Raw genomic sequence first — 23,774 nt, 5'->3', positions numbered from 1 at the left:
TTAGGTTAGGTTAGGTTAGGTTAGGTTAGGTTAGGTTAGGTTAGGTTAGGTTAGGTTAGGTTATAATAATTCCATTTTAGTTCAACAACCTACCCTAAATTTAAACTATGCATTTTTTACTGTTTTTTGGCGATTCTGACGTGCATTTTCTAAAGAACGTTTAGCATTAGGCTTAGAGTTCTTTATTTGCTTAAGCATTTGTTCTGCATCTTTTCCCGTCAGGATGGTGCGACCGAACGTACTACTTGTAATAGCCATTTTAACCTCCTGCGTTAAGATTAGTATATTAGATATGTAAAATATCAACTTAATGTTGTATACAGATTACGCAATCAAATTTATTGAGCCAAGAAAATTCACGATGAAAAATTGGAGCGGGCGAAGGGAATCGAACCCTCGTATAGAGCTTGGGAAGCTCTCGTTCTACCATTGAACTACGCCCGCATTAGATTTTTTTGATTATACGCCTCCTTAATTGAACGACAATCCCCTTTTTATTTAAATGATTATTTAATCATCAAAAAAAAGATAACCATTTGTTTTAAAAAACAATAAAGCCACCTTTCGGTGGCTTTATAACTATATTGATATTCGTTAATGCTATTCGTTAATTAACCATTTATTTAAAATAACAGTTATTTAAAATAACAATTATTTATTAGGGCGCATTGCTGGGAATAAAATAACATCACGAATAGTATGACTGTTAGTAAATAACATCACCATACGGTCAATACCAATACCTAAACCTGCAGTTGGCGGTAAGCCGTGTTCTAATGCCGTGATATAGTCATGGTCGAAGAACATTGCTTCTGCATCACCCGCTTCTTTTTGGCGAACTTGATCTTCAAAACGCTCTGCTTGGTCTTGTGCATCATTGAGTTCTGAGAAACCATTACCAATTTCACGACCACCAATAAAGAATTCGAAGCGGTCAGTAATAAATGGATTATCATCGTTACGACGAGCCAGTGGAGAAACTTCTGCTGGGTATTCAATAATGAATGTTGGTTGAATTAAGTGGCTTTCTGCAACTTCTTCAAAAATTTCACACTGAACACGGCCTAAGCCCCAGCTTTTCTCAATCTTAATACCAATAGATTGAGCAATAGCAACCGCTTTATCCATATCATCAAGATCAGCCATTACGGTTTCTGGGCGATATTTGCAGATAGCTTCTTTCATGGTTAATTTGGCAAAAGGTTTACCAAAGTCAAACTCTTGATCACCATATTTCACTAATGAAGAACCAAGTACATTTTCAGTTAATGTACGGAATAATTCTTCAGTTAATTCAATCAAGTCGCGGTAATCTGCATACGCCATATAGAGTTCCATCATGGTGAACTCTGGGTTATGACGTGGTGATACACCTTCGTTACGGAAGTTACGGTTGATTTCGAATACACGATCAAAACCACCCACAACTAAACGTTTTAAATATAATTCAGGTGCAATACGTAGATACATATCGATATCTAACGCATTATGATGGGTAATGAACGGACGCGCACTTGCTCCACCAGGAATGGTTTGCATCATTGGCGTTTCAACTTCCATAAAGCCTTTGTTCACCATAAATTGACGGATACCCGCCATGACTTGTGAACGAATTTGGAAAGTTTTACGCGATTCTTCATTAGAAATCAGATCTAAATAACGCTGACGATAACGCATTTCTTGGTCAGCTAAACCGTGGAATTTATCTGGTAATGGGCGTAGTGCTTTCGTTAATAAACGCACTTCTGTACAGTGAACACTTAATTCACCCGTTTTCGTTTTGAAAACACGACCGCGAGCACCTAAGATATCGCCGAGATCCCATTTTTTAAATTGCTCGTTATAGATACCTTCTGGTAAATCATCACGAGAAACATAAAGCTGAATACGACCACCCATGTCTTGCAATGTAGCGAAAGATGCCTTGCCCATAATACGGCGAGTCATCATACGACCTGCAATAGAAACTTCCACATTTGCTGCTTCTAACTCTTCTGCACTCATTGCATCATACTTTTGATGTAATTCGTCAGACAGCGCATCTCTGCGGAAATCATTTGGGAATGCGTTACCATTATCACGTAAAGCGGATAATTTTTCGCGGCGTGTTTGCAGTTCGTTATTTAAATCAGGTGCCTGCTCCGCACCTTGTTGCTGTTGCGACATGTTTTTCCTCACAGGCCCGCTTTTAAGCTAGCTTCAATAAATTTATCAAGATCACCGTCTAATACTGCTTGTGTATTACGCGTTTCCACACCAGTACGTAAATCTTTAATACGTGAATCATCAAGAACATAAGAACGAATTTGACTACCCCAGCCAATATCGGACTTGTTATCTTCCATTACTTGCTTATCTGCATTTTTCTTCTGCATTTCCAGCTCGTATAACTTCGCTTTCATCTGCTTCATTGCCTGATCTTTGTTCTTATGCTGAGAGCGATCGTTTTGGCATTGAGTAACAAGACCTGTTGGAACGTGGGTAATACGAACCGCAGATTCTGTTTTGTTAACGTGCTGTCCACCCGCACCCGAAGCGCGATAAACGTCAATACGTAAATCAGCTGGATTGATTTCAATATCAATATTGTCATCAACTTCAGGGTAAATAAAGGCAGAACTAAATGAGGTATGGCGACGGCCGCCTGAGTCAAATGGGCTTTTACGAACTAGGCGATGAACACCTGTTTCTGTACGTAACCAACCATAAGCGTACTCACCAATAATTTTGATAGTCGCTGATTTTAATCCTGCAACATCACCGTCAGATTCTTCAATAATTTCTGTTTTAAAGCCTCTTGATTCAGCCCAACGTAAGTACATGCGCATCAGCATACTTGCCCAATCTTGCGCTTCTGTACCACCAGAGCCCGCTTGTAAATCAAGGTAGCAATCCGCACTGTCATATTCACCAGAGAACATGCGACGGAATTCTAATTGCTCAAGCTTTTTATTTAAACCATCTAACTCAGCAATAGCTTCGTTAAATGTTTCTTCGTCATCAGCTTCAACCGCTAATTCAAGTAAACCAGAAACATCTTCTAGTCCTTGCTCTAACTGATCGATTGTTTCTACGATAGCCTCAAGAGATGAACGCTCTTTGCCTAATGCTTGTGCCCTTTCTGGCTCGTTCCATACATCAGGTTGTTCTAATTCAGCGTTAACTTCTTCTAAACGCTCTTTCTTGGCATCATAGTCAAAGATACCCCCTGAGAACATTCGTTCTTTCAGAGACTTCTTCAATTTGGTGTTTTACGGGGTTGATTTCAAACATATTTTTTCGTCTTTATGTTGTTTTCAAAAACAATTGGAATAAATTTTGAACCGCATATTGTAACGGATATATCAGCGGGTTTATAGCATTTATATACAACTGTCTATCAGATAGTTGTTACCATAACAACGTGACTCTCTATATCACGGTAAATTGTTTAATTTATTCGCATTAACAAGGCCAAATATGCTCAACAAGCAATTGAGCATTACGTTGCCCTCTAAATTCATTCACATCTAATCGATACGCTAGCTCAACCATTTTAATGCTGTTATCAGGCCACATATTAATATCAACATTAAAGGCAATAGCATCAATCATAAGATGGCTATTTACGGGCTGAAGCATCATTTTTAAATGCTTACTACCCACAATACGTTGCTGTAATAACGTGAATTTACCGTCAAATAAAGGCTCTGGAAAAGCTTGTCCCCACGGACCAGCTTCTCTTAGCATTTCCGCAATTGGTAGTGATAGCTGGTTTTCTGTTAGCTCACCATCAGATAAAATAACGCCTTGCAATTGCTCGTCAGAAACTAACTCTGCCATTAAAGACGAAAAATGACGCTGAAATAAAGGGAATTTATCTTCTTCAAGTGAAAGCCCGGCTGCCATTGCATGCCCACCGAATTTCACCATCAACCCCGGATTTAATGTATTTAATCGCTCTAAGGCATCTCGCAAATGTACGCCACTAATTGAACGACCAGAGCCTTTTAACAGACCATCACCACTAGGTGCGAACGCAATAACAGGACGATGCAATTTCTCTTTAATACGAGAGGCTAAAATACCCACAACGCCTTGATGCCATTCGGGATGATATATCGCTAAACCATTAGGTAAATCATGTTGAGTGCCCATAAACTGGCGAAAAATGGTTGAGGCTTCTTCTTGCATTCCCGCTTCAATTTCACGCCGAGTTTGATTTAATCCATCAAGTTCATTGGCAATTTCACGAGCAGTACCAATATTGTCAGTTAAGAGTAAAGCAACCCCCACCGACATATCATCTAGACGCCCTGCTGCATTTAAGCGAGGCCCTAAAGAAAAACCTAAGTCACTACTAACCAATTGAGATAGTTCTTTACGAGACACTTCTGTTAACGCTTTAATACCCACACAACAACGTCCAGCTCTAATTCGGCGTAATCCTTCATAAACAAAAATACGGTTATTTTCATCAAGAGGAACAACGTCTGCCACTGTGCCTAGTGCAACTAAATCGAGAAAATCCGCCATATTTGGGCGAGTTAAGTTTTGTTGCTCGAACCAGCCTTGTTTTTCTAATTCAGCTCTTAATGCCGTCATTAAATAAAAAGTAACGCCAACACCTGCTAATGATTTAGATAAAAAAGAACAATCTGTCAGATTAGGATTAATAATCGCATCAGCGGCAGGTAAGGTTTGTCCCGGTAGATGGTGATCGGTAACGAGGACACGAATACCATATTCATGAGCCGCATCTACACCTTCAAAAGAGGAAATTCCATTATCTACAGTGATAATGAGATCAACCCCTTTTTTAGCAACGTCATGAACAACTTGAGGGCTTAAACCATAACCATCATCAAAGCGATTAGGGATATGATAGCTAACCTGCTTAAATCCCATTTGGCGTAATGCTTTAATCGCAAGTGCGGTACTTGTTGCACCATCAGCATCAAAATCGCCAACAATAACAATACGAGATTGTTGCTGTAATGCATCAATCAGTAATGAAATTGCCGTTTCTATTCCTGTTAATGCTTGATAATGAAGTAAGCCTTTTAACGATCGTTCTAGTTGAACTTCAGAGGTTATTCCACGATTAGCATAAATTTGTCGTAATAAGGGATCTAAGTTATCTGGTAATTGAGTTGCCTGTGCAATTCGACGACGCAATGTCGGTTCAATAGTGACCATAAAACGTAATTACTTCTCTTTTTTATCTAATAATTCAACAAGGTTTTGTGCAGAAATATATCCACCATAAATACTAGCATTAGGTAATACAATAGCAGGTGTGCCTTGGATCCCCATCATAGTGCCTAATTTAAAATGTTCATTGATATTGATTTTTTTGCAATCATCAATCGCAATAATTTTGTCACCTTTAAATGCACTGTCTAATGATTTATTAGGGAAGCCACTACACCACACAGCATTCATTTCTTTGCTCACAATATTGTTGCTAATGCCATTACGAGGAAACGCTAAATAGCGTACTGTCACTCCTTGTTTATTCAATTCGGGTACTTCTTGATGAAGTTTTTGGCAATAGGGGCAACTAATATCAGTAAAAATAGTGATCACATGGCGTTCATTTTGTGCTTTATAGACAATCATTTCATTTTTAAGTGAATCTACTTTTTTCATAATAATTTGATTGGCAATACTGACTGGCTCACCATTACTGATATTATAAATAGGGCCCGCTGTTAGATACTTACCATCATCCGTAATATAAAAAATACCTTTGTCTGATAACACCGCATTTAACCCAACAATCGGTGTAGGTTGGATACTTTCTGCTTTAATTTGCATTTTAGCCAGTTGCGCTTCAATTGAGGCATTGTCAGCAAGCACAGGCATTGACACCATGCTTAATAATATTGGCAACCAGAATAATTTCTTTTTCATTTGAATTCCTATTTAACGCCTGCTCTTTAGCGGCTATCCCCTTGGATGATGTTGCTGATGAAGCGCTTTCAAGCGTTCTGTTGCAACATGGGTATAAATCTGTGTTGTAGAGAGGTCACTGTGCCCCAATAACATCTGTACAACACGCAAGTCTGCTCCATGATTTAAGAGATGTGTCGCAAATGCATGACGCAACACATGAGGTGATAGTTTTTCAGTATCGATCCCTGCTATCACTGCATAATGTTTTATCCGATGCCAAAATGTTTGGCGTGTCATTTTTTGCCCTCTTAAGCTAGGAAAAACAATATCGTCTGTTTTTCCTTGCATTAAAGTGGGTCTTCCATATTGCAGATATTGCTCCAGCCAGTAAATAGCTTCTTCACCTAAAGGAACTAATCGTTCTTTATCGCCCTTACCAATAACACGTAGCACGCCTTGTCGTAAGCTGATATCAGAGAGGGATAATCCCACTAATTCAGAAACACGAAGCCCACATGCATAAAGCACTTCAAGCATTGCTTTATCGCGCAATTCAAGAGGCTCATCAATACAAGGGGCATTGAGTAAATCATCAACTTGTCGCTCACTTAAATCTTTTGGTAAACGCTTAGGAAGCTTAGGTGTTGACAGTAATGAGCTTGGGTCATCTAAACGTAATTTTTCACGATACAGATACTGGAATAATCGACGCATTGTGCTGAGTAGACGCGCGGCACTACTGGCTTTATAGCCTTCATCTAAACGCGTTGCGAGAAAGGATTGCAAATCCAAAGTAGTGACTGATAACCAGTCTAATTCGTGATGTGCAAGCCATTGCCCTAATGCTTGTAAGTCTAAGCGATAAGAGCTGAGCGTATTTGCAGATAAGCCTTGCTCTAACCAAATATTGTCGAGAAATTGTTCAATGATAATATCAGTATCTTCATTGATATGAGTTGCCTTTTTTGTCGATAATTTGGTTTGTGACACAGTCTTACTCTCCCTCTCTTTAGCTTATCGCCTTTACATTATGCCTTATAAAAAAATTTTTCTGGTACAATAGTGACCTTTATTGGCAAAAATATCCTAAAAACCTTTATGAAAATTGGTCTATTTTACGGTTCCAGCACTTGTTACACCGAAATGGCAGCAGAAAAAATTCGTGATATTCTCGGTGAAGAGTTCGTTGATCTTCATAATGTTCAAGAGTGTGATATCACGCTTATGGAACAATATGACATCCTTATTTTAGGTATTCCAACTTGGGATTTTGGTGAGATCCAAGAAGATTGGCTCAATATTTGGGATACATTGCCGACATTAAATTTAAAAAATAAGCTTATTGCAATGTATGGAATGGGTGATCAGGTTGATTACAGCGAATGGTTCCTTGATGCGCTGGGTATGCTCTACCATCATTTATTACCAAGTGGTGTTAAGTTTATTGGGTTCTGGCCTGTTGATGGGTATGAATTTGTCAGCCCAAAACCTTTATCTGATGATGGTAAACATTTTGTTGGTCTTGCATTAGATGACGTAAACCAATTTGAAGAAACTGATGAACGTTTATCACAATGGTGTATGCAAATTCTACGTGAAGTAGAAGAAAATTTATAAATTTAATATCCAGATATTAAATATCTGGATATTGCATCAATAACTGAGAAAAGTTACGCCACTCATTTTCAGTCATACTATCAAAAGCAACCCATAACGTGATTTGCTTTTTATTTAGAATAGAGGTTAACGTTATTCGAGCACCAAAACGGCTGATCCAAGGGCGTTTTGTTATTTGCCATTCATGCAGTTTCCATTGAATTCGGTTGCCATTCAGTAAAATAAAATCCCCTTTGATACGACTAATATTCTTTTGTGTGAAATACCAACCACCTATCAAGAAAAGTAACAATGGAACCCAAACATAAATAAAATCAGGAGGCCATGGATACAACAGTAAACCGATCTCAAAGGCAACATAAGCAACTGTTGAGAAGAGTTGAGTAAACCATGATACTGTGAGGTGCGACTTCCATAAAATCACGAGTTATATTAACTCCTGCTATAATTCTATACGAATATAAATAAGTTAAAGATAATAAAGACCAATCTATTTATAATGTAACTTCTTCCTTAACCTTGCAAATAGTTTATCTTATATTTTAGCTTAATTATTTATTGTTACTTTTTCGATTTAATATGTATTAAAAAAATATAACTTAATAATAAGTACGAAATTTCTATTCTTTCTTAATCGCTGTTTTAATAAAGTCAGCATACCTGATTTATTAAGTATAAAGCGAAAAACATCAAAAAAAGACGATTTAAGCGATCATTTTTAGAGGTAGTGCGCAAATTTAACGCAACTACATTTTTTATTTCAGTAAATTTTAGAGTATCCTTAATATTATTAAATTTTTACATAAAAAATGAAAACGCCTTTATTTGATGAGAAAATAAAGGCGTCATTTTTAATCAATCTTAATTACTATTTAATCCTATCGTTGATTTGATAATCTATTTTATTAATATTTATCAACGATCTCCGCCATTCTAGCTTTATTGCGATCTTGGATTAATTTCACCATATAATAGAGCGCATCATCATCAGGGCGCCCATGATTCATTAACCAGTTAAATAAATCAGGATCTGCACACTCTAGTAAACGAACAAAAAGTGCTTTATCGTTATCAGATAGCGTATCGTACTCATTCTCGAAAAAAGGCATGATAGAAATATCCAGTTCACGCATTCCACGACGACATGCCCAGTTAATTCGTGCTTTATTCTCTATATCGATAGTCATACTCTGCTCTTTACATTGTTCAAATCAAGAAATACCACTATTTCTTCCTAGCATTGATAATAGTCTTATCGCAAAATTTTTAACATCAAAATGATCACAGTTTGCAGGTTTAGTCTCATAGACAACCTATTGAACATGCTTTCATTTGTTATTTATCAAGTTCATTTTCCGTGCGTTAAAAATAATAATGACTTGCATTGTCTTGCCACTCTTTTACCATAACTGATGTATCTGATTAATTTAATAGCTGGTGACATCATGACTCAAAATTCTACTCAGGCTAAACGCCCTCATGCAGCAATCAATTTGCCATTAACACTGGTTTCTTTAGATGAATGGTCACTGATAACAGCAACAGGTGCTGACAGTGAAAAATATCTACAAGGTCAACTAACAACGGATATTGCAGCACTTCCAACAACAACACATACATTGTCTGCACACTGTGAAGCAAAAGGTAAAATGTGGAGTACACTTCGCTTATTCCACCAGCAAGAGGGTTTTGCTTATATTTTGCGTAAAAATGTCGCACAAAAACAACTTGCTGAATTAAAAAAATATGCTGTATTTTCAAAAGTAACCTTAGCTGAAAATACAGATAGCGTTTTATTAGGATTAGCAGGGCAAGGCGCTGCTCTTGCATTAGCAGATTACTTTCCAAATATCCCTCGTAAAGCAAACGAAGTGGTTAATCACGATAATACTTATATTCTGCAATTACCTTTACCTACTGAACGCTTTTTAATCGTAACAGACGAAGAAACAGCAAAAAATCTTGCAACAACATTAAAAGCAGAAACCAGTAATAGTGAGCAATGGTTAGCCTTAGATATTGAGGCTGGATATCCTATTATTGATACTCCAAATATTGAGCAATTCTTACCTCAAGCAACAAATCTGCAAGCATTACCGCTGAGTATCTGCTTTAAAAAAGGCTGTTATACTGGGCAAGAGATGGTATCTCGTGCGAAATTCAGAGGCGCAAATAAACGTGCTATGTATTTGTTATCAGGTGGTGGTACTGAATTGCCAGAGATTGGTGGTAGCGTTGAATGGCAATTAGGCGAAGATAAATGGCGTAAAACAGGAACGGTATTAAGCGCTGTACGTATGGCTGATAATACTATTTTGGCTGAAGTTGTTATGAATAACGATATGGAGCCAGATAGTGTATTTCGAGTTCAAGACGATAACATCAGTCGTTTATCCATTAAACCACTGCCTTATTCTTTAGAAGAAGAGTAATTCTTATTTATCATAACCAATACGGACTTTTATGACACAATTACCAAAAGGGGCATTTGGCCCCTTCTCTGATACTATTAACTTTATTATGGAGTTAGATAAACTAAAACGTGTTTATCGTAAAAATAATGTATTAGACAATAGTCGTTCCGAAAATACCGCAGAACATAGTTGGCACTTTGCCGTTGCAGCAATGAGTTTTCAGCCTTACGCGGGTGACATTGATATGGGACGAGCTATTCAATTAGCCCTTGTTCACGATATCGTCGAAATAGATGCTGGCGATGTGATGGTTTATGACGTTGCCGCTCGCGAAGCGATTAAAGAGCACGAGCAAAAAGCCGCAAAACGTATTTTCTCTTTATTGCCTTCCCCACAAAGTGAATATTTCCTCAATTTATGGCTGGAATATGATGCGGCTGAAACACCAGAATCTCAGTTTGCTAATATTCTTGATCGCACCATGCCGATGCTGATGAATTTACATAATAAAGGTCAAAGCTGGGTCGAAAATAATATCCGCTTAGAGCAAGTATTAGCACGTAATCTGTTTATTGAAAAACAGTGGCCTGAATTTTGGCAATATCTCTACCCTCAATTATTAGAGGCACAGAAAAAAGGCTGGCTGAAGTAATCTATTCAATGCTGAATTTGTTAAATAAAAAATACCGATGGCTAACTTAACCATCGGTATTTAAATTTAAGAATATAGCTAGATTAAAGCTTATTCATAGTCACTAATTGGCGCACATGAACAATGTAAATGGCGGTCGCCATACACATCATCCAGACGTTTAACCGCTGGCCAATATTTGCTTTGTTTCGTTGCTTCACTTGGGAACACCGCACATTCACGACTATAACTATGTGACCACTCTTGCACTAATTCATATTGTGTGTGAGGTGCATTAACTAATGGATTGTCATCAATTGGCCATACACCTTTATCTACTTGTGCAATTTCAGCACGAATAGAAAGCAGAGCTTCAATAAAGCGATCAATTTCAACTTTACTTTCAGACTCTGTTGGCTCAATCATTAATGTGCCCGCAACAGGGAATGACATAGTTGGAGCGTGGAATCCATAATCAATTAAACGCTTAGCCACATCCATTTCACTGATACCGTAATTCGCTTTTAATGGGCGAATATCGATAATACATTCATGTGCGACATAACCATCAGCGCCAGCATAAAGAATGTCATAATCATTTTTCAAACGTTGTGCGATATAGTTCGCATTTAAGATTGCCACTTGGCTTGCTTGTTTAAGCCCTTGTGCGCCCATCATACGAATATACATCCAACTAATCGGTAGTATTGAAGCGCTACCAAATTGAGCCGCAGAAACAGCACCTTGTGTAGTGACATTTTCCATTTCAACAACAGAATGACCTGGTACAAATGGCGCTAAGTGTGATTTCACGCCAATAGGCCCCATTCCTGGACCACCACCACCATGAGGAATACAGAAGGTTTTATGTAAGTTTAAGTGAGAAACATCAGAACCAATAAAGCCCGGTGTTGTGATCCCCACTTGCGCATTCATATTGGCACCATCAAGATAAACTTGTCCGCCATATTGATGAATGATTTCACAAACTTCACGAATACCTTCTTCATAAACACCATGCGTTGATGGGTATGTCACCATCACACAAGAGAGTTCAGCTTGATGTTTTTCTGCTTTGGCTTTTAAGTCTGCAATATCGATATTGCCGTTATCATCACAACCGACCACCACCACTGTCATGCCAGCCATATGAGCAGAAGCTGGGTTAGTACCGTGTGCTGAACTTGGGATCAAGCAGATATGTCGCGCACCTTCACCACGGCTTTGGTGATAACGACGAATCGCTAATAAGCCCGCATATTCACCTTGCGCACCCGAGTTTGGTTGCATACACATCGCATCATAACCCGTTAATGCAGCAAGCCAATTGGACAGTTGTCCAATCATCACTTGATAGCCTTTCGCTTGATAGGCTGGGCAGAATGGATGTAGCTCTGTAAATTCAGGCCATGTAATAGGGATCATTTCAGCAGCAGCATTAAGTTTCATCGTACATGATCCTAATGGGATCATCGCTTGATTCAATGCTAAGTCTTTATTTTCTAAACGATGCATATAGCGCATCATTTCTGTTTCACTGTGATACTGATGAAAGTTTTCATGTGTCAGCACAGTGTCTTTACGTTGCATAGAAGCAGGAATTGATACTGATGAGGAGGCAACTTGTTTATCAAGTGCATCAATATCACCAGTGAATGCTTTACCACTGATAATTTCAACAAGCTTTAATACATCTTCACGCGTTGTAATTTCGCTTAGTGTTACACCTACAGCACCCACAATATCGGTACGTAAGTTAATTTCGGCATCTTTAGCACGTTGTAATACAGCGGCTTTATCTGCGGTATCAATCGTTAATGTATCAAACCAAGTTTTATGGCGTAATACCATACCGTTTTGTTGTAAACCCGCAGCTAAAATATCCGTTAAACGATGAATACGTTGAGCGATGGTTTTTAACCCCTCTGGCCCATGATAAACCGCATACATAGCCGCGATATTGGCAAGTAAAACTTGGGATGTACAAATATTCGAGTTCGCTTTTTCACGACGAATATGCTGTTCACGCGTTTGCATCGCCATACGTAATGCACGATTACCCGCAGCATCGCGAGAGACACCAATAATACGACCCGGCATCGCACGTTTATATTCATCACGGCAAGCAAAGAATGCCGCATGTGGGCCACCGTAACCCATAGGGACACCAAAACGTTGCGCTGAACCTAATACGATATCAGCACCTTGATGACCTGGCGCAGTGAGAACCACCAGCGCCATTAAATCAGCGGCAACACTGGTAATTATTTTGCGCTCTTTTAGTGCGGCTAATAACTTGCTGTGATCATGAACTTCACCCGTTGTGCCGACTTGTTGTAATAGCACACCAAAGACACCTTCAAGCTCTAATACTTTTTCAGCTTTATCAACAACAACCTCAAAACCAAAAGTATCTGCACGCGTTCTGACAACATCTAAGGTTTGAGGGTGAATATCATCAGCGACAAAGAAACGATCCGCATTTTTCAATTTGCTTACACGTTTTGCCATTGCCATTGCTTCAGCTGCGGCCGTTGCTTCATCTAGCAACGATGCGGAAGCGAGATCCATTCCCGTGTAATCAATTGTAACCTGTTGGAAATTCAATAGTGATTCTAGACGACCTTGAGAAACTTCTGGCTGATAAGGTGTATAAGCGGTATACCAACCTGGATTTTCTAATAAATTACGCAAAATCACAGGAGGCAATACAGAAGGTGCGTAACCCATTCCAATGTAAGAAGTAAAACGTTTATTTTGGCTGGCGATCGCTTTTAATTCAGCCAAGGCTTCTTGCTCTGTTGCCCCTGCACCCACATTCGGTGGTGTTTCTAATTGAATATTATCTGGGACAATTTTTTGAGTTAATTCATTTAATGAGGAGACGCCAACAGCACTGAGCATCTCTTTAATCTGTTCTGGTGATGAGCCAATATGGCGACGAATAAATTCATCGCGATACTCTAACTGATTTAAAGTCTGTGTCATTGCAAGTAATTTCCTGAATTCACTATGAATGGATAGGTAAATAGCTCAAGGCTTAAAGCGCGTTGATATAGCATTACGATAACAAGCTAACAAATAAAAACGCCCCGACATTGATTTGACGGGGCGCTTCGTTTTACTCTTCGCTATCTACCAGCTCTTGATAACCGGCGGCATCAAGTAAGTTATCTAATTCGCTTTCATTATTTGCTTTAATGCGAAATAACCAACCTTCTCCGTAAGGCGCACTGTTCACCAGTTCTGGAGAACCATCTAACTCTTCATTTACTGCGATAATTTCACCCGATAATGGTGCGTAAATATCTGATGCTGCTTTTACTGATTCCGCTACCGCACAATCATCACCAGCTGCGACTTCTCTACCCACTTCTGGTAGATCAACAAACACCATGTCACCTAATAATTCCTGTGCATGTTCAGTAATACCGATAGTGTATTCACCATTGCCTTCTGAACGGATCCACTCATGAGATTGTGCGTATTTTAATTCACTAGGTATTTGACTCATTGACCTTACTCTCCATTTAAAATAATTGTACGTGTTATACCAATGCTTTACCTGAACGAACAAAACCAGGTTTTACCACTTCTACTGGCATCTCACGATTACGCATTAATACAATTGCGCTATCTTTTATACCTGCTGGAACTCTTGCTAATGCAATACTAAAGCCTAATGTAGGCGAAAAAGTACCACTTGTAATAATACCTTCTCTTAACTCGCCTAAATCATCAGTAAAGTGTACGGCAGTGCCAGCACGTAACACACCTTTCTCTCGCATTACAAGACCAACAAGTTTATCTGTGCCTGTTGCGCGTAATTTTTCTAATGCTTCTCTACCAATAAATTGACGATCTTCTGGTGCCCATGCAATCGTCCATCCCATATTTGCTTCAAGTGGATTAATCGTTTCATCCATCTCTTGGCTATAGAGGTTCATTCCCGCTTCTAGGCGTAATGTGTCTCTTGCACCTAATCCTGCGGGTTTAACTCCCACAGCTAATAATTTTTTCCAAAAATCGACTGCTTGCTCTTTTGGCATTGCGATTTCATAGCCAGCTTCACCGGTATAGCCCGTTGTCGCAATAAACAAGTCTCCAAGCTCTACACCATAGAAAGGCTTCATGGCAGAAACGACTTGGCGTTGCGCTTCGCTTAATAAGCTTTGTACTTTCTCTTGTGCATGAGGACCTTGAACAGCGATTAATGCTAAGTCGTCACGAACAGTGATATCAACCACATAATCTGAAGCATGTTGTTCAATCCACGCGAGATCTTTTTCACGAGTGGCAGAATTCACAACGAGACGATAGAAAGAGTCATCAAAGTAATAGACGATAAGATCATCAATTACACCACCTGATGCATTTAGCATACCGGTATAAAGCGCCTTACCTTTATCGGTGAGTTTAGCGATATCATTCGCTAATAAATAACGTAGAAAATCTTTAACTTGTGAGCCATGTAAGTCAACAATGGTCATATGAGAAACATCAAACATACCTGCATCACGACGTACAATATGATGTTCATCTATTTGGGAGCCATAATGCAAAGGCATCATCCAACCATGAAAATTGACCATACGAGCACCGCAGGCTACGTGCTCATCATACAACGGAGTCTGTTTTGCCATTCTTCCCTCTTTCTACTTTTACTTTAGATTATTCAGAGAACGTAATTTGTTAAATATAAAATTAAACTTGATTTGAAATCATAGTGTTAATCTCAAACTTAAGTTTATTTTTAAACATTGATTTAACAAATACGAGCAATTAACGTACAACGCAAACGATACCATCCCCTTGAACTTAGCATTGTGAGAAAAAATAAACCATAAGTTAAAATAGGGTATTGTGTCTCTTAATCATAATGTAGACATATGGGTATGCAGAACTAATGATTGCAATTATGCGTATCAGCGCTCATTTTTAGCGAGGAATTACTGAAAAAAGGGAATTAGTGCAAAGAATAGACTGAAAAAATAGATTTTTTTAGTTCTATTTCTTCAGTCAGATATAAATAAAAGTAATGTGAAATAAGAGAGAAATTAGATTTTTTCAACTGAAGTGAAATTTTTATTACTTAACCACTCAGGTAAATCAGAAAGTCCCATTGCTTGCTCAAGTAACTTAGGTTTTACCCCCGGTAAACTATCCGCTAACGAAAGACCGATATCTCGAACCAGTTTTTTAACGGGGTTATTGCCAGCAAAAAGTTCACGAAATCCTTGCATACTTGCCAACATCACCGCGGCTGCATGTTTGCGGCGACGTTCAAATCGTCTCAAATAGAGATATTCACCAAAATCTTTACCTTCAGCTTTTAAACGGCGAATTTCACCAATTAACTCTGCAACATCCATAAAACCAAGGTTAACACCTTGTCCAGCTAAAGGGTGGATAGTATGAGCAGCATCGCCTAATAACGCTAAGCGAGGAGCGGCAAATTGGCGAGCATAACGACCTGTTAATGGTATGGTCATGCGATCACTTATTAATTCACATTGACCTAAACGCATATCAAAGGTCACACCTAATGTGCGCTCAAATAAGCTTTTTTCTGCGCTTTTATAACGCTCAGCAAGGTTGCTTGGTAAAGACCAAACAATAGAACAAGTATGAGGATCAGAAAGAGGCAGAAATGCCAAAATACCTTCACCATGAAAAACTTGGCGCGCAACATTTTCATGAGGTTGTTCGGTACGAATAGTGGCAACTAATGCGTGATGTTCATAGTCCCAAAACGTCAGTGGAATATCAGCATGTTTACGTAGCCATGAATTAGCACCATCAGCGCCCACAACAAGTCTTGCGGTTAACATTTCACCATCATTAAGGGTAATGAAAGCATCGTTTTCCCCCCACACCACACGCTCAATTTGCGTTGATGAATAGAAGGTAATATCACTATGGCTTTCACATTTTTGCCAAAGCACTTCACGAATAAGGTTATTTTCGATAATAGAGCCTAAGTGGCTGAATCCTTCTTTTTGTGCTGAAAACTCAATACGGCCAAAGCTATCTTGATCCCAAACTTCCATACCTTGATAAGGTGCTGTTCGTAATGCTTGCAAATTTTCCCAAACACCTAATTTTTTCAGCAGCATTTCACTGGCTGTATTAATAGCAGATACGCGTAATGAAAAATCATCTTGTGGGTGAAAAAGCGTCGTTACTGGGTGATTTTCTATTATCGCTATACGTAATCCACACCCGTGTAATCCGCTGGCTAATGCAAGCCCAACCATTCCACCACCAGCAATAACAACATCAAATGATTTCATAATAAAAGTATCCTAAAAAGCGACTATATTTAATTCGAATAAAAATTGACCATCAAAGATCAACACGCTCTAGTCTGTCCAGCCAAGTGTTTGATGCGCCAATTTATCTCTCATCATTGGGAGTAATTCCATCGTCATTAGCCCTAAGTTGCGAGAAACAATCAGTGGCACACAACGATTTGCAAACACTTTCACCAACCCATCAGTAATAGAGATTGTTTTTTCTCTATCTTGTTGGCGAAGTTGTTGATATTGAGAGAGTACTCGATAACTACCAATATCAGTATTGGCATTAATCGCTTGGGTGATCGTATTGGCAAGTGCCATAACATCACGTAAACCAAGGTTAAAACCTTGTCCTGCAATAGGATGAAGTGTTTGCGAGGCATTTCCAACTAACGCTAAACGATGACCAATAATTTGATTGGCTTTTTGTAGCGCTAAAGGGTAGCAATTTCGCTTACCAATATGCTCTATCTTTCCTAAACGCCAGCCAAAGTCACGCTGTAAATGCGCGATAGTTGTTTCATCATCCCACTGTGAAACTTCATCCAATTTTTCAATAGGATGACACCATACTAATGAGCTACGCCCTTCACTCATTGGTAACATGGCTAATGGACCAAACTCCGTAAAACGCTCAAAAGCTTTGCCTTGAGGATCAATTTCTGTTTTGACATTAGCGATCACAGCCACTTGATGATAAGGCTCTCGTTGCCATTGAATATGGCACTGGTGACCAATAGGTGAATGAGTACCATCAGCAGCAATCAGTAAATCACCCGATAATTGCGTACCATCATCAAGTGTTACCTCAACAGAATCGATATTACGTTGAACTTGTTCAACTTTAGCAGGGCAATAAAGCGTGATATTAGATTGTTTTTTTAACTTAGCAAAAAGCTGACGCCCAGCATCATGCAATTCAATAACATAACCCAGTGCTAAGATATCATAGTCTTGTGCATGAATATTAACAAAACCACAATGACCTTTATCAGAGACATGAACATGATTAATGGGAGTGACAAAAGGTTTTAATGTTGACCAAAGCCCGATTTGCTCTAACCGTTTCGCTGTTCCATGTGCTAATGCGATCGCTCTTGCATCAAACCCAGGGTGCCCATTGTCAGGCTCTCTTGCTTCAATTAACGAAATTGAAATCTTACCTTTATTTAATGCAGAGAGTGCAAGTGCTAATGTCGCACCTGCCATTCCACCACCCACAATAATCACATTCATGCTGATTTTAGCCTTAAATTTTTCCTGCCATCAGAGCTTCAATTTCATCAGGATCTTTAACGACAGATGCCGTTAAATTCTCATTGCCTGTTTCCGTGATAACAATGTCATCTTCAATGCGAATACCAATGCCACGATACTCTTGTGGCACATCTGCATCTGGTGCAATGTAAAGTCCCGGTTCAATGGTCAGTACCATGCCAGGTTCTAAAATGCGGTCACGCTCCGTGCCATAATGTCCAACATCATGAACATCAAGACCTAGCCAATGGCTTAAGCTATGCATAAAGAAACGCTGATAGGCTTTTGTCTCAATAAGATGCTCGATTTCACCGTGCATAATGCCCAGTTTAACCAGTCCTTCGACCATGATATACACGACATGCTCAGTGACTTCTTTGATACTTGTACCAGGTTTGTACAATTCCAAAGAAACATTGATGGATTTTAAGACTATGTCATAAATTTCACGTTGTTGACGGCTAAATTTACCATTAACAGGGAAAGTACGGGTGATATCACCGGCATAACCTTCATATTCACAGCCTGCATCAATAAGAACTAAATCCCCATCACGCATTTTGGTTTCGTTTTCGGTGTAGTGCAAAATACAACCATTTTCACCACTGCCGACAATACTATTATACGAAGGGAAACGCGCACCATGAGAGGTAAACTCATGTTCAATCTCACCTTGAAGTTGATATTCATACATACCCGGCTGACATTTTTGCATCGCACGCGTATGTGCTAATGCGGTAATTTTTCCAGCTTTACGCAGTAATTCAAGTTCAAAATCAGATTTAAATAGGCGTTGCTCATGAACAATTGGACGCCAATCAATGATAGTTTGTGGTGCTTTTAAGTTACGGCGAGAACCTTTTCTTAAGGTTTCTAATGCACCAAAGACTATCTCATCAGCAAACGCATATTCACCTTGAGCATGATAAACAACATCTAACCCGTTTAATAATTGGTACAGTTGCTCACCAACATCTTCATAAGGTAGCGCCTTATCAACACCTAATTTTTCAGGTGCAGCTTCTTGTCCAAGGCGACGACCAAACCAAATTTCAGCGGTTAAATCTCTAACGCGATTAAAAAGCACACTGTGATTATGTGTTTCATCACTTTTAATCAGCACAAGAATAGCTTCAGGCTCGCTGAAACCAGTTAGATAAAGGAAATCACTATGTTGGCGATAAGGATACTCACTATCGGCATTACGTTGCGCTGGTGGTGCGGCAAAAAAGATAGCTGCACTCGCAGGCTTCATTTGAGCTAATAATGCCTGACGACGGGATAAAAATTCTTGCTTATTCATACCCACTCCTGTCTTTCATTTATCTTTATGGTTATCTAATTAATGATGAAATTAATGTAGTACACGTTGCTCATTTTGTTTGTCATTTCCTTTGTCTTTTGGAGCGACAAAAGTGATATAACAAAGTTGAACGGATACTTTTACATATTCACTGACTTCTTCAAGTGCATCTTCAAGTTCTTCTTGGTTTTCGTCTTCTTCATAACCTAGCGCACCAATATTACGCAAATCAGTAATCACTTCAGTCAATTCTTTATGATCAGACAACTTAGGTTGAGCAACACCCAGACCTAAAAGAAAATGATTAACCCATCCCGCAAGGGCATCGGCTCTTAGAAAAACAGATTCAGATTCGTCAGGCACTAACATAGAGAAGTTGAACACACTGTCATCGAGCTGTTCATAGGTGATGTGATAAAGCTCTTCAAGTGGCTCTGATAACGTTTTAGGAAAAGCTAAACCCTCATTAGTCAAATCGTGTAATAAGGTTTTCCAACTGTTATCGCGCACTGCACCGCAAATAAATCCTGTAATCAAACCATGCATTTCAGCCGCGGTTAAAGGCACTGTATGTTGCTGTAATAATGCATCAATAGTTTGATAATTCGGTAATGTGTTCTGTTTTGACATAAGAATAAACGTCGCATTTAGGGGAATAGTTCAAGATATGCTACCATCAATAGAAGTCGCTGTACCAGTTAAGCCATGTTAATCATTGGAATTTTTGCAGTAATAGCGTTTAATACAGCGTTATAACCGTATACACTACTAAACACGTAGCACAGATTTTATGTCAGGAAGGAATCATGTCCGCACAACCCGTTGATCTTCAAATTTTTGGGCGCTCATTACGTGTCAATTGCCCACCAGAACAAAGAGATGCTTTACTGGCTTCTGCTGCTGAACTGGAACAACGATTACAAGATCTCAAAGAACGCAGTGGTGTTTCCAACACAGAGCACTTAATTTTTATCGTGGCATTAAATATGAGTCATGAGTTGGCAGAAGAAAAGTTAAAAACCAGAGACTATGCCTACAACATGGAAGAGAAGATAAAAATGCTACAACAATCCATTGAACAAGCTTTACACGATCAAGGCAAGCATCATGATCGCACTTTTTCAACTGCGAAGTAGATTTGTTCAGAAAGCACGCGTACACCACGAAATTCACAGATAATAGGTTGCTTTCTACAATTAAAATAATACAATAGTTCATAGATAAGGTGCTTAACGCACCCACCAAATTTCTCTGAGATGTTTGCCAGCGGGCCAGTCCCCTGAGCCGATATTCGAAACACATAGAACGTGGTGATCTGTTGCTTGTGAGCATACCCGATTCGTTCAGGCAGCCTAATGGCAGCAACACTATGTTCACCTTGGACCATGGGTTCAAGGGTTACAGCTTGCGGCGGCATCTTGGAGACCTCCATTTAAGTTCTAAACACTGAGTATTTTATAAATGCTTAATGTTTAGAACTTTTTTTATACCCTTTTCCCTTACCCAATCTTGGCTTTTCTCTTTTTTACCTCTAAAGTGTAATAAATTGATGTTAATGATACTTCATCATTAACACTAACGACTTACTGATGGGTTGATGAATGATAGAAGCCTCACTTTTTCAGCAAAGAGATGAAATACGCAAGTCTATCCGCCAAAAGAGACGTTTACTCACTCAAGAGCAACAGCAGGACGCTGCGCTAAAACTATGCGAGCAAGTTCTTACTCACCCTAAAATCAAACAAGCGCAGACGATTGCACTGTTTCTTTCTTTTGATGGTGAAATTGATACATCACCTTTGATCTCCCAGCTATGGGCATTAAATAAACAAGTTTGCTTACCTGTATTGCATCCCTTTCATCGCCATCACCTCCTTTTTTTACGCTACACACCTTCTACTACATTAGTAAAAAATCGCTTTAATATTTCAGAGCCGCCTTTAAATGTGAATGCGGTGATCCCTCTTTCTAATATCGATATTATTTTTACCCCACTTGTCGCATTTGATGAACAAGGTCAACGATTAGGTATGGGGGGGGGTTTTTACGATAGAACACTAGAAAACTGGCAACAAAAATCATTTTACCCAATGGGATTAGCGCATACTTGCCAACAAGTTGCTCACCTTCCTAGTGCGAATTGGGATGTACCATTACCTGAAATTATTACACCAGAAAAGATCTGGCATTTTTAGTTTTTTATTAGTGCTAGATTAAAATTAATGATTATCATCTGTGTTTTTTTATATTTTTGATAAAAAAAATAATATTAAATACCTTTTTATATTTTCAGCTATACAAAAGGTATTTTATTGTCATGGATAATAAAACAAAAAGTCACATAATAAAAAGCATTAGTATTATTATCAATCTAACTAAAAAGAGAAAAATAGAAATAAAAAAAGATTCTACTATAAACGCATTAGAAACTGAATATCAATTTAAACTAAAAAAAACAAAAAAATCATTTATTTTAAAAAAAATAGAACATCACATTATTTTTTTAGATAATAAAAACAATACATTTATATTATTAAAAAAAAATAAAAATACATATCTTATTTATAATATACAAACAGATAAAACAGAAAACCTAAGTCAAAGCCAATTCAATTCATTAAACATCTCACAATGCTATTATCTCTGTTTTAAAGAAAATCCATTTTTTAGTCTCTCATGGTTTTTTACAGTAATAAAGAAATACAAACTTATCTTTATAAACATTTTATTTTACTCACTCATTCTCCAATTATTAATGCTCACATCGCCTTTTATAATACAAATTATTATGGATAAAGTGATTATCCATCAGGCTCTATCAACACTAGATGTTTTAATTATTGGATTGATTTTTATTGCTATTCTAGAAGGAACACTAAAAGGAATTCGAGAATATATTTATCAGCATACAGCAAATAAAATTGATATAACGTTAAGTCTAAAACTCGCCCAACATTTATTTAGACTTCCTATCGGCTATTTTAAATCACGTCAAACAGGTGCCATTGTGGCTCGAATAAAAGAATTAGATATTATTCGAGAATTTATAACAAAAACGCTGTTACTGTTATTTGTTGATTCTTCTTTTATTTTTTTATTTATATTTGCAATGGCAATATTATCGCTAAAGCTAACATTAATATTTATTTCGACAATTCCTCTTTATCTTATTTTAGCTAAATTAATTGCCCCAAAAATAGAATTTGCAGTTCAGCATCTTTATCAAAAAGTTGCAGTCAATACAGCCTTTCTTACTGAAAGCTTAGGTGGTATTGAGACAATTAAAAGCCTTTCTCTTGAACCAAGGTTTACACAACAATGGTATACACAAATTCATAAACTAACAGGTGAAAACGAAAAACTTCAAAATATTGATAATTTATCTCGCTTTATTGTGTCATTCATAAATAAAACAACAGTTGCACTACTCTTATGGGTAGGGGCTTGTGAAGTTATTTCGCTCTCAATGACAATAGGTCAGCTTATTGCTTTTACGATGCTACTTGGCTATTGCTTACAACCTTTAGCGACAGCTATTGATGTTTGGGGAAAATATATCAAAACAAAAACAGCAATCTACAACTTACAAGATATACTTAACCTTCCTAAAGAACAAAATAGTTCAATATTAGAAACAAATATTAAGGGGGAAATTACCTTTGATAATGTCAGTTTTCATTATCAAAATCATACGCCTGCTATTTTAAATAATATTTCATTACATATAAAAAGACATGAAATTATTGGTGTTGTTGGAACATCAGGATCAGGAAAAAGTACTTTAGCACGCATGATCTCAGGTCTTTATATTCCACAATCAGGTCATGTCGCACTTGATAATATTCCTCTTTCACAACTTAATTTAAATAGAGTACGCCAGCAAATAGGTATTATTCTACAACAAAATTTTTTATTTAATCTCAGTGTGTTTGATAATATCCGACTCACTCGACAAAATGCCTCTTTAGAAGACGTTATTTACGTAGCAAAACTAACGGGCGCTCATGAATTTATTTTAAAACTACCATTAGGTTATGACACTATTATTGCAGAGGGAGGACAATCCTTATCAGGAGGACAACGCCAACGTATTGCGATTGCAAGAGCCTTATTATCTTCGCCTAAAATTTTAATCTTTGATGAAGCCACCAGCGCATTAGATGATGAATCTCAGGCTATTATCCAAGAGCACCTTCCTCTTATTGCAAAAGAGAGAACCGTTATCATTATTGCTCATCGACTTTCAACGGTGAGAACTTGCCATCGTATTATTGTGTTGGAAAAAGGCAACCTTATTGAAGAAGGAACACATAAGGAATTAATTGCAAAAAATAGCCACTACAAAAAACTTTGGCAACGTCAACAAGGATGTTGAG

21 protein-coding genes, 1 tRNA gene and 1 other RNA gene are annotated in these 23,774 nt (G+C 38.1%); 7 read left to right on the top strand and 16 right to left on the bottom strand.

The genetic code is table 11. The features are described 5' to 3' along the window. Nucleotides 1-105: 105 nt before the first annotated feature. The 7 genes from ACNART_RS15730 to xerD form a co-directional block, all read right to left on the bottom strand. Nucleotides 106-258, bottom strand: a complete 153-nt coding sequence (locus tag ACNART_RS15730; protein ID WP_368927815.1) for a hypothetical protein — start codon at nucleotides 256-258, stop codon at nucleotides 106-108. A gap of 112 nt (nucleotides 259-370) precedes the next feature. Next, a tRNA-Gly gene (locus ACNART_RS15725) sits at nucleotides 371-444 on the bottom strand. A 207-nt stretch (nucleotides 445-651) separates the two neighbouring features. Then, on the bottom strand, nucleotides 652-2,166 hold the full coding sequence (lysS, locus tag ACNART_RS15720; RefSeq protein ID WP_198620795.1) for a lysine--tRNA ligase: 1,515 nt from the start codon (nucleotides 2,164-2,166) through the stop codon (nucleotides 652-654). 8 nt (nucleotides 2,167-2,174) lie between these two features. Continuing rightward, nucleotides 2,175-3,273, bottom strand: a protein-coding gene (gene prfB / locus ACNART_RS15715; RefSeq protein ID WP_109371064.1) for a peptide chain release factor 2 whose coding sequence is annotated in 2 segments (ribosomal slippage) — nucleotides 2,175-3,197 and nucleotides 3,199-3,273 — 1,098 coding nt in all. Because the reading frame shifts where the segments join, the coding sequence is not laid out codon by codon here. A 171-nt stretch (nucleotides 3,274-3,444) separates the two neighbouring features. Continuing rightward, nucleotides 3,445-5,178, bottom strand: coding sequence for a single-stranded-DNA-specific exonuclease RecJ (gene recJ / locus ACNART_RS15710; RefSeq protein WP_198620797.1), 1,734 nt, complete (start codon nucleotides 5,176-5,178; stop codon nucleotides 3,445-3,447). A gap of 9 nt (nucleotides 5,179-5,187) precedes the next feature. Beyond that, nucleotides 5,188-5,895 carry a bifunctional protein-disulfide isomerase/oxidoreductase DsbC gene (gene dsbC / locus ACNART_RS15705; protein WP_196533415.1) on the bottom strand — a complete coding sequence of 236 codons (708 nt, stop codon included), beginning with the start codon at nucleotides 5,893-5,895 and terminating at the stop codon, nucleotides 5,188-5,190. 33 nt (nucleotides 5,896-5,928) lie between these two features. After that, nucleotides 5,929-6,867, bottom strand: a complete 939-nt coding sequence (xerD, locus tag ACNART_RS15700) for a site-specific tyrosine recombinase XerD (protein WP_198625843.1) — start codon at nucleotides 6,865-6,867, stop codon at nucleotides 5,929-5,931. A gap of 108 nt (nucleotides 6,868-6,975) precedes the next feature. Between xerD and fldB the strand changes: the two genes are divergently transcribed. Continuing rightward, a complete protein-coding gene (fldB, locus tag ACNART_RS15695) occupies nucleotides 6,976-7,494 on the top strand; it encodes a flavodoxin FldB (RefSeq protein ID WP_088495999.1) in 519 nt (172 codons plus the stop codon). Nucleotides 7,495-7,510: 16 nt separating this feature from the next. Here fldB and ACNART_RS15690 read toward each other — a convergent pair whose 3' ends face one another. Both ACNART_RS15690 and sdhE read right to left on the bottom strand, forming a co-directional pair. After that, complete coding sequence (locus tag ACNART_RS15690; RefSeq protein ID WP_198620799.1) at nucleotides 7,511-7,918, bottom strand: protein YgfX; 408 nt, start codon at nucleotides 7,916-7,918, stop codon at nucleotides 7,511-7,513. A gap of 481 nt (nucleotides 7,919-8,399) precedes the next feature. Then, nucleotides 8,400-8,675 (bottom strand): FAD assembly factor SdhE, encoded by a 276-nt coding sequence (sdhE, locus tag ACNART_RS15685; RefSeq protein WP_036913402.1) that lies wholly within the window; start codon nucleotides 8,673-8,675, stop codon nucleotides 8,400-8,402. Nucleotides 8,676-8,939: 264 nt separating this feature from the next. Here sdhE and ygfZ point away from each other — a divergent pair, with 264 nt between their 5' ends. Together ygfZ and ACNART_RS15675 are read left to right on the top strand one after the other, a co-directional pair. Continuing rightward, entirely contained in the window at nucleotides 8,940-9,926 is a 987-nt protein-coding gene (ygfZ, locus tag ACNART_RS15680) for a tRNA-modifying protein YgfZ (protein WP_198620800.1), read from the top strand. Nucleotides 9,927-9,957: 31 nt separating this feature from the next. Next, entirely contained in the window at nucleotides 9,958-10,560 is a 603-nt protein-coding gene (locus ACNART_RS15675; protein WP_198620801.1) for an HD domain-containing protein, read from the top strand. Nucleotides 10,561-10,650: 90 nt separating this feature from the next. Here the strand turns inward: ACNART_RS15675 and gcvP are convergent, their stop codons facing one another. From gcvP to ACNART_RS15640, 7 genes are all read right to left on the bottom strand, one after another. Continuing rightward, nucleotides 10,651-13,527: an aminomethyl-transferring glycine dehydrogenase gene (gene gcvP / locus ACNART_RS15670; protein ID WP_311747487.1), complete on the bottom strand. Its 2,877-nt coding sequence runs from the start codon at nucleotides 13,525-13,527 to the stop codon at nucleotides 10,651-10,653. A gap of 133 nt (nucleotides 13,528-13,660) precedes the next feature. Beyond that, on the bottom strand, nucleotides 13,661-14,053 hold the full coding sequence (gene gcvH / locus ACNART_RS15665) for a glycine cleavage system protein GcvH (RefSeq protein ID WP_368927816.1): 393 nt from the start codon (nucleotides 14,051-14,053) through the stop codon (nucleotides 13,661-13,663). A gap of 34 nt (nucleotides 14,054-14,087) precedes the next feature. Beyond that, complete coding sequence (gcvT, locus tag ACNART_RS15660) at nucleotides 14,088-15,182, bottom strand: glycine cleavage system aminomethyltransferase GcvT (protein ID WP_368927817.1); 1,095 nt, start codon at nucleotides 15,180-15,182, stop codon at nucleotides 14,088-14,090. 414 nt (nucleotides 15,183-15,596) lie between these two features. Beyond that, complete coding sequence (gene ubiI / locus ACNART_RS15655; RefSeq protein ID WP_109371080.1) at nucleotides 15,597-16,832, bottom strand: FAD-dependent 2-octaprenylphenol hydroxylase; 1,236 nt, start codon at nucleotides 16,830-16,832, stop codon at nucleotides 15,597-15,599. Between the two features lie 69 nt (nucleotides 16,833-16,901). After that, the gene (ubiH, locus tag ACNART_RS15650) at nucleotides 16,902-18,074 is read right to left on the bottom strand and encodes a 2-octaprenyl-6-methoxyphenyl hydroxylase (protein WP_198620802.1); all 1,173 of its coding nucleotides are present in this window, start codon (nucleotides 18,072-18,074) and stop codon (nucleotides 16,902-16,904) included. 13 nt (nucleotides 18,075-18,087) lie between these two features. After that, on the bottom strand, nucleotides 18,088-19,398 hold the full coding sequence (pepP, locus tag ACNART_RS15645) for a Xaa-Pro aminopeptidase (RefSeq protein WP_198629867.1): 1,311 nt from the start codon (nucleotides 19,396-19,398) through the stop codon (nucleotides 18,088-18,090). A gap of 51 nt (nucleotides 19,399-19,449) precedes the next feature. Further along, nucleotides 19,450-20,028 (bottom strand): YecA family protein, encoded by a 579-nt coding sequence (locus ACNART_RS15640; RefSeq protein ID WP_109371086.1) that lies wholly within the window; start codon nucleotides 20,026-20,028, stop codon nucleotides 19,450-19,452. A gap of 176 nt (nucleotides 20,029-20,204) precedes the next feature. On the opposite strand from ACNART_RS15640, the gene zapA reads away from it, so the two are divergent. The 4 genes from zapA (at nucleotide 20,205) to ACNART_RS15620 (ending at nucleotide 23,773) form a co-directional block, all read left to right on the top strand. Further along, nucleotides 20,205-20,534 (top strand): cell division protein ZapA, encoded by a 330-nt coding sequence (gene zapA, locus ACNART_RS15635; protein WP_023581530.1) that lies wholly within the window; start codon nucleotides 20,205-20,207, stop codon nucleotides 20,532-20,534. A 109-nt stretch (nucleotides 20,535-20,643) separates the two neighbouring features. Further along, nucleotides 20,644-20,827: non-coding RNA, 6S RNA (gene ssrS, locus ACNART_RS15630), on the top strand. A gap of 172 nt (nucleotides 20,828-20,999) precedes the next feature. Then, nucleotides 21,000-21,593 (top strand): 5-formyltetrahydrofolate cyclo-ligase, encoded by a 594-nt coding sequence (locus ACNART_RS15625; RefSeq protein ID WP_198632513.1) that lies wholly within the window; start codon nucleotides 21,000-21,002, stop codon nucleotides 21,591-21,593. 122 nt (nucleotides 21,594-21,715) lie between these two features. Beyond that, on the top strand, nucleotides 21,716-23,773 hold the full coding sequence (locus ACNART_RS15620) for a peptidase domain-containing ABC transporter (protein WP_198632514.1): 2,058 nt from the start codon (nucleotides 21,716-21,718) through the stop codon (nucleotides 23,771-23,773). Nucleotide 23,774 lies beyond the last annotated feature (1 nt).

It is taken from the genome of Proteus sp. LHD240705, from assembly GCF_047921555.1.
Lineage (GTDB): Bacteria > Pseudomonadota > Gammaproteobacteria > Enterobacterales > Enterobacteriaceae > Proteus.
Note: the sequence above shows the minus strand (reverse complement) of the source record. Positions and strands in the feature narration are given on the sequence as shown.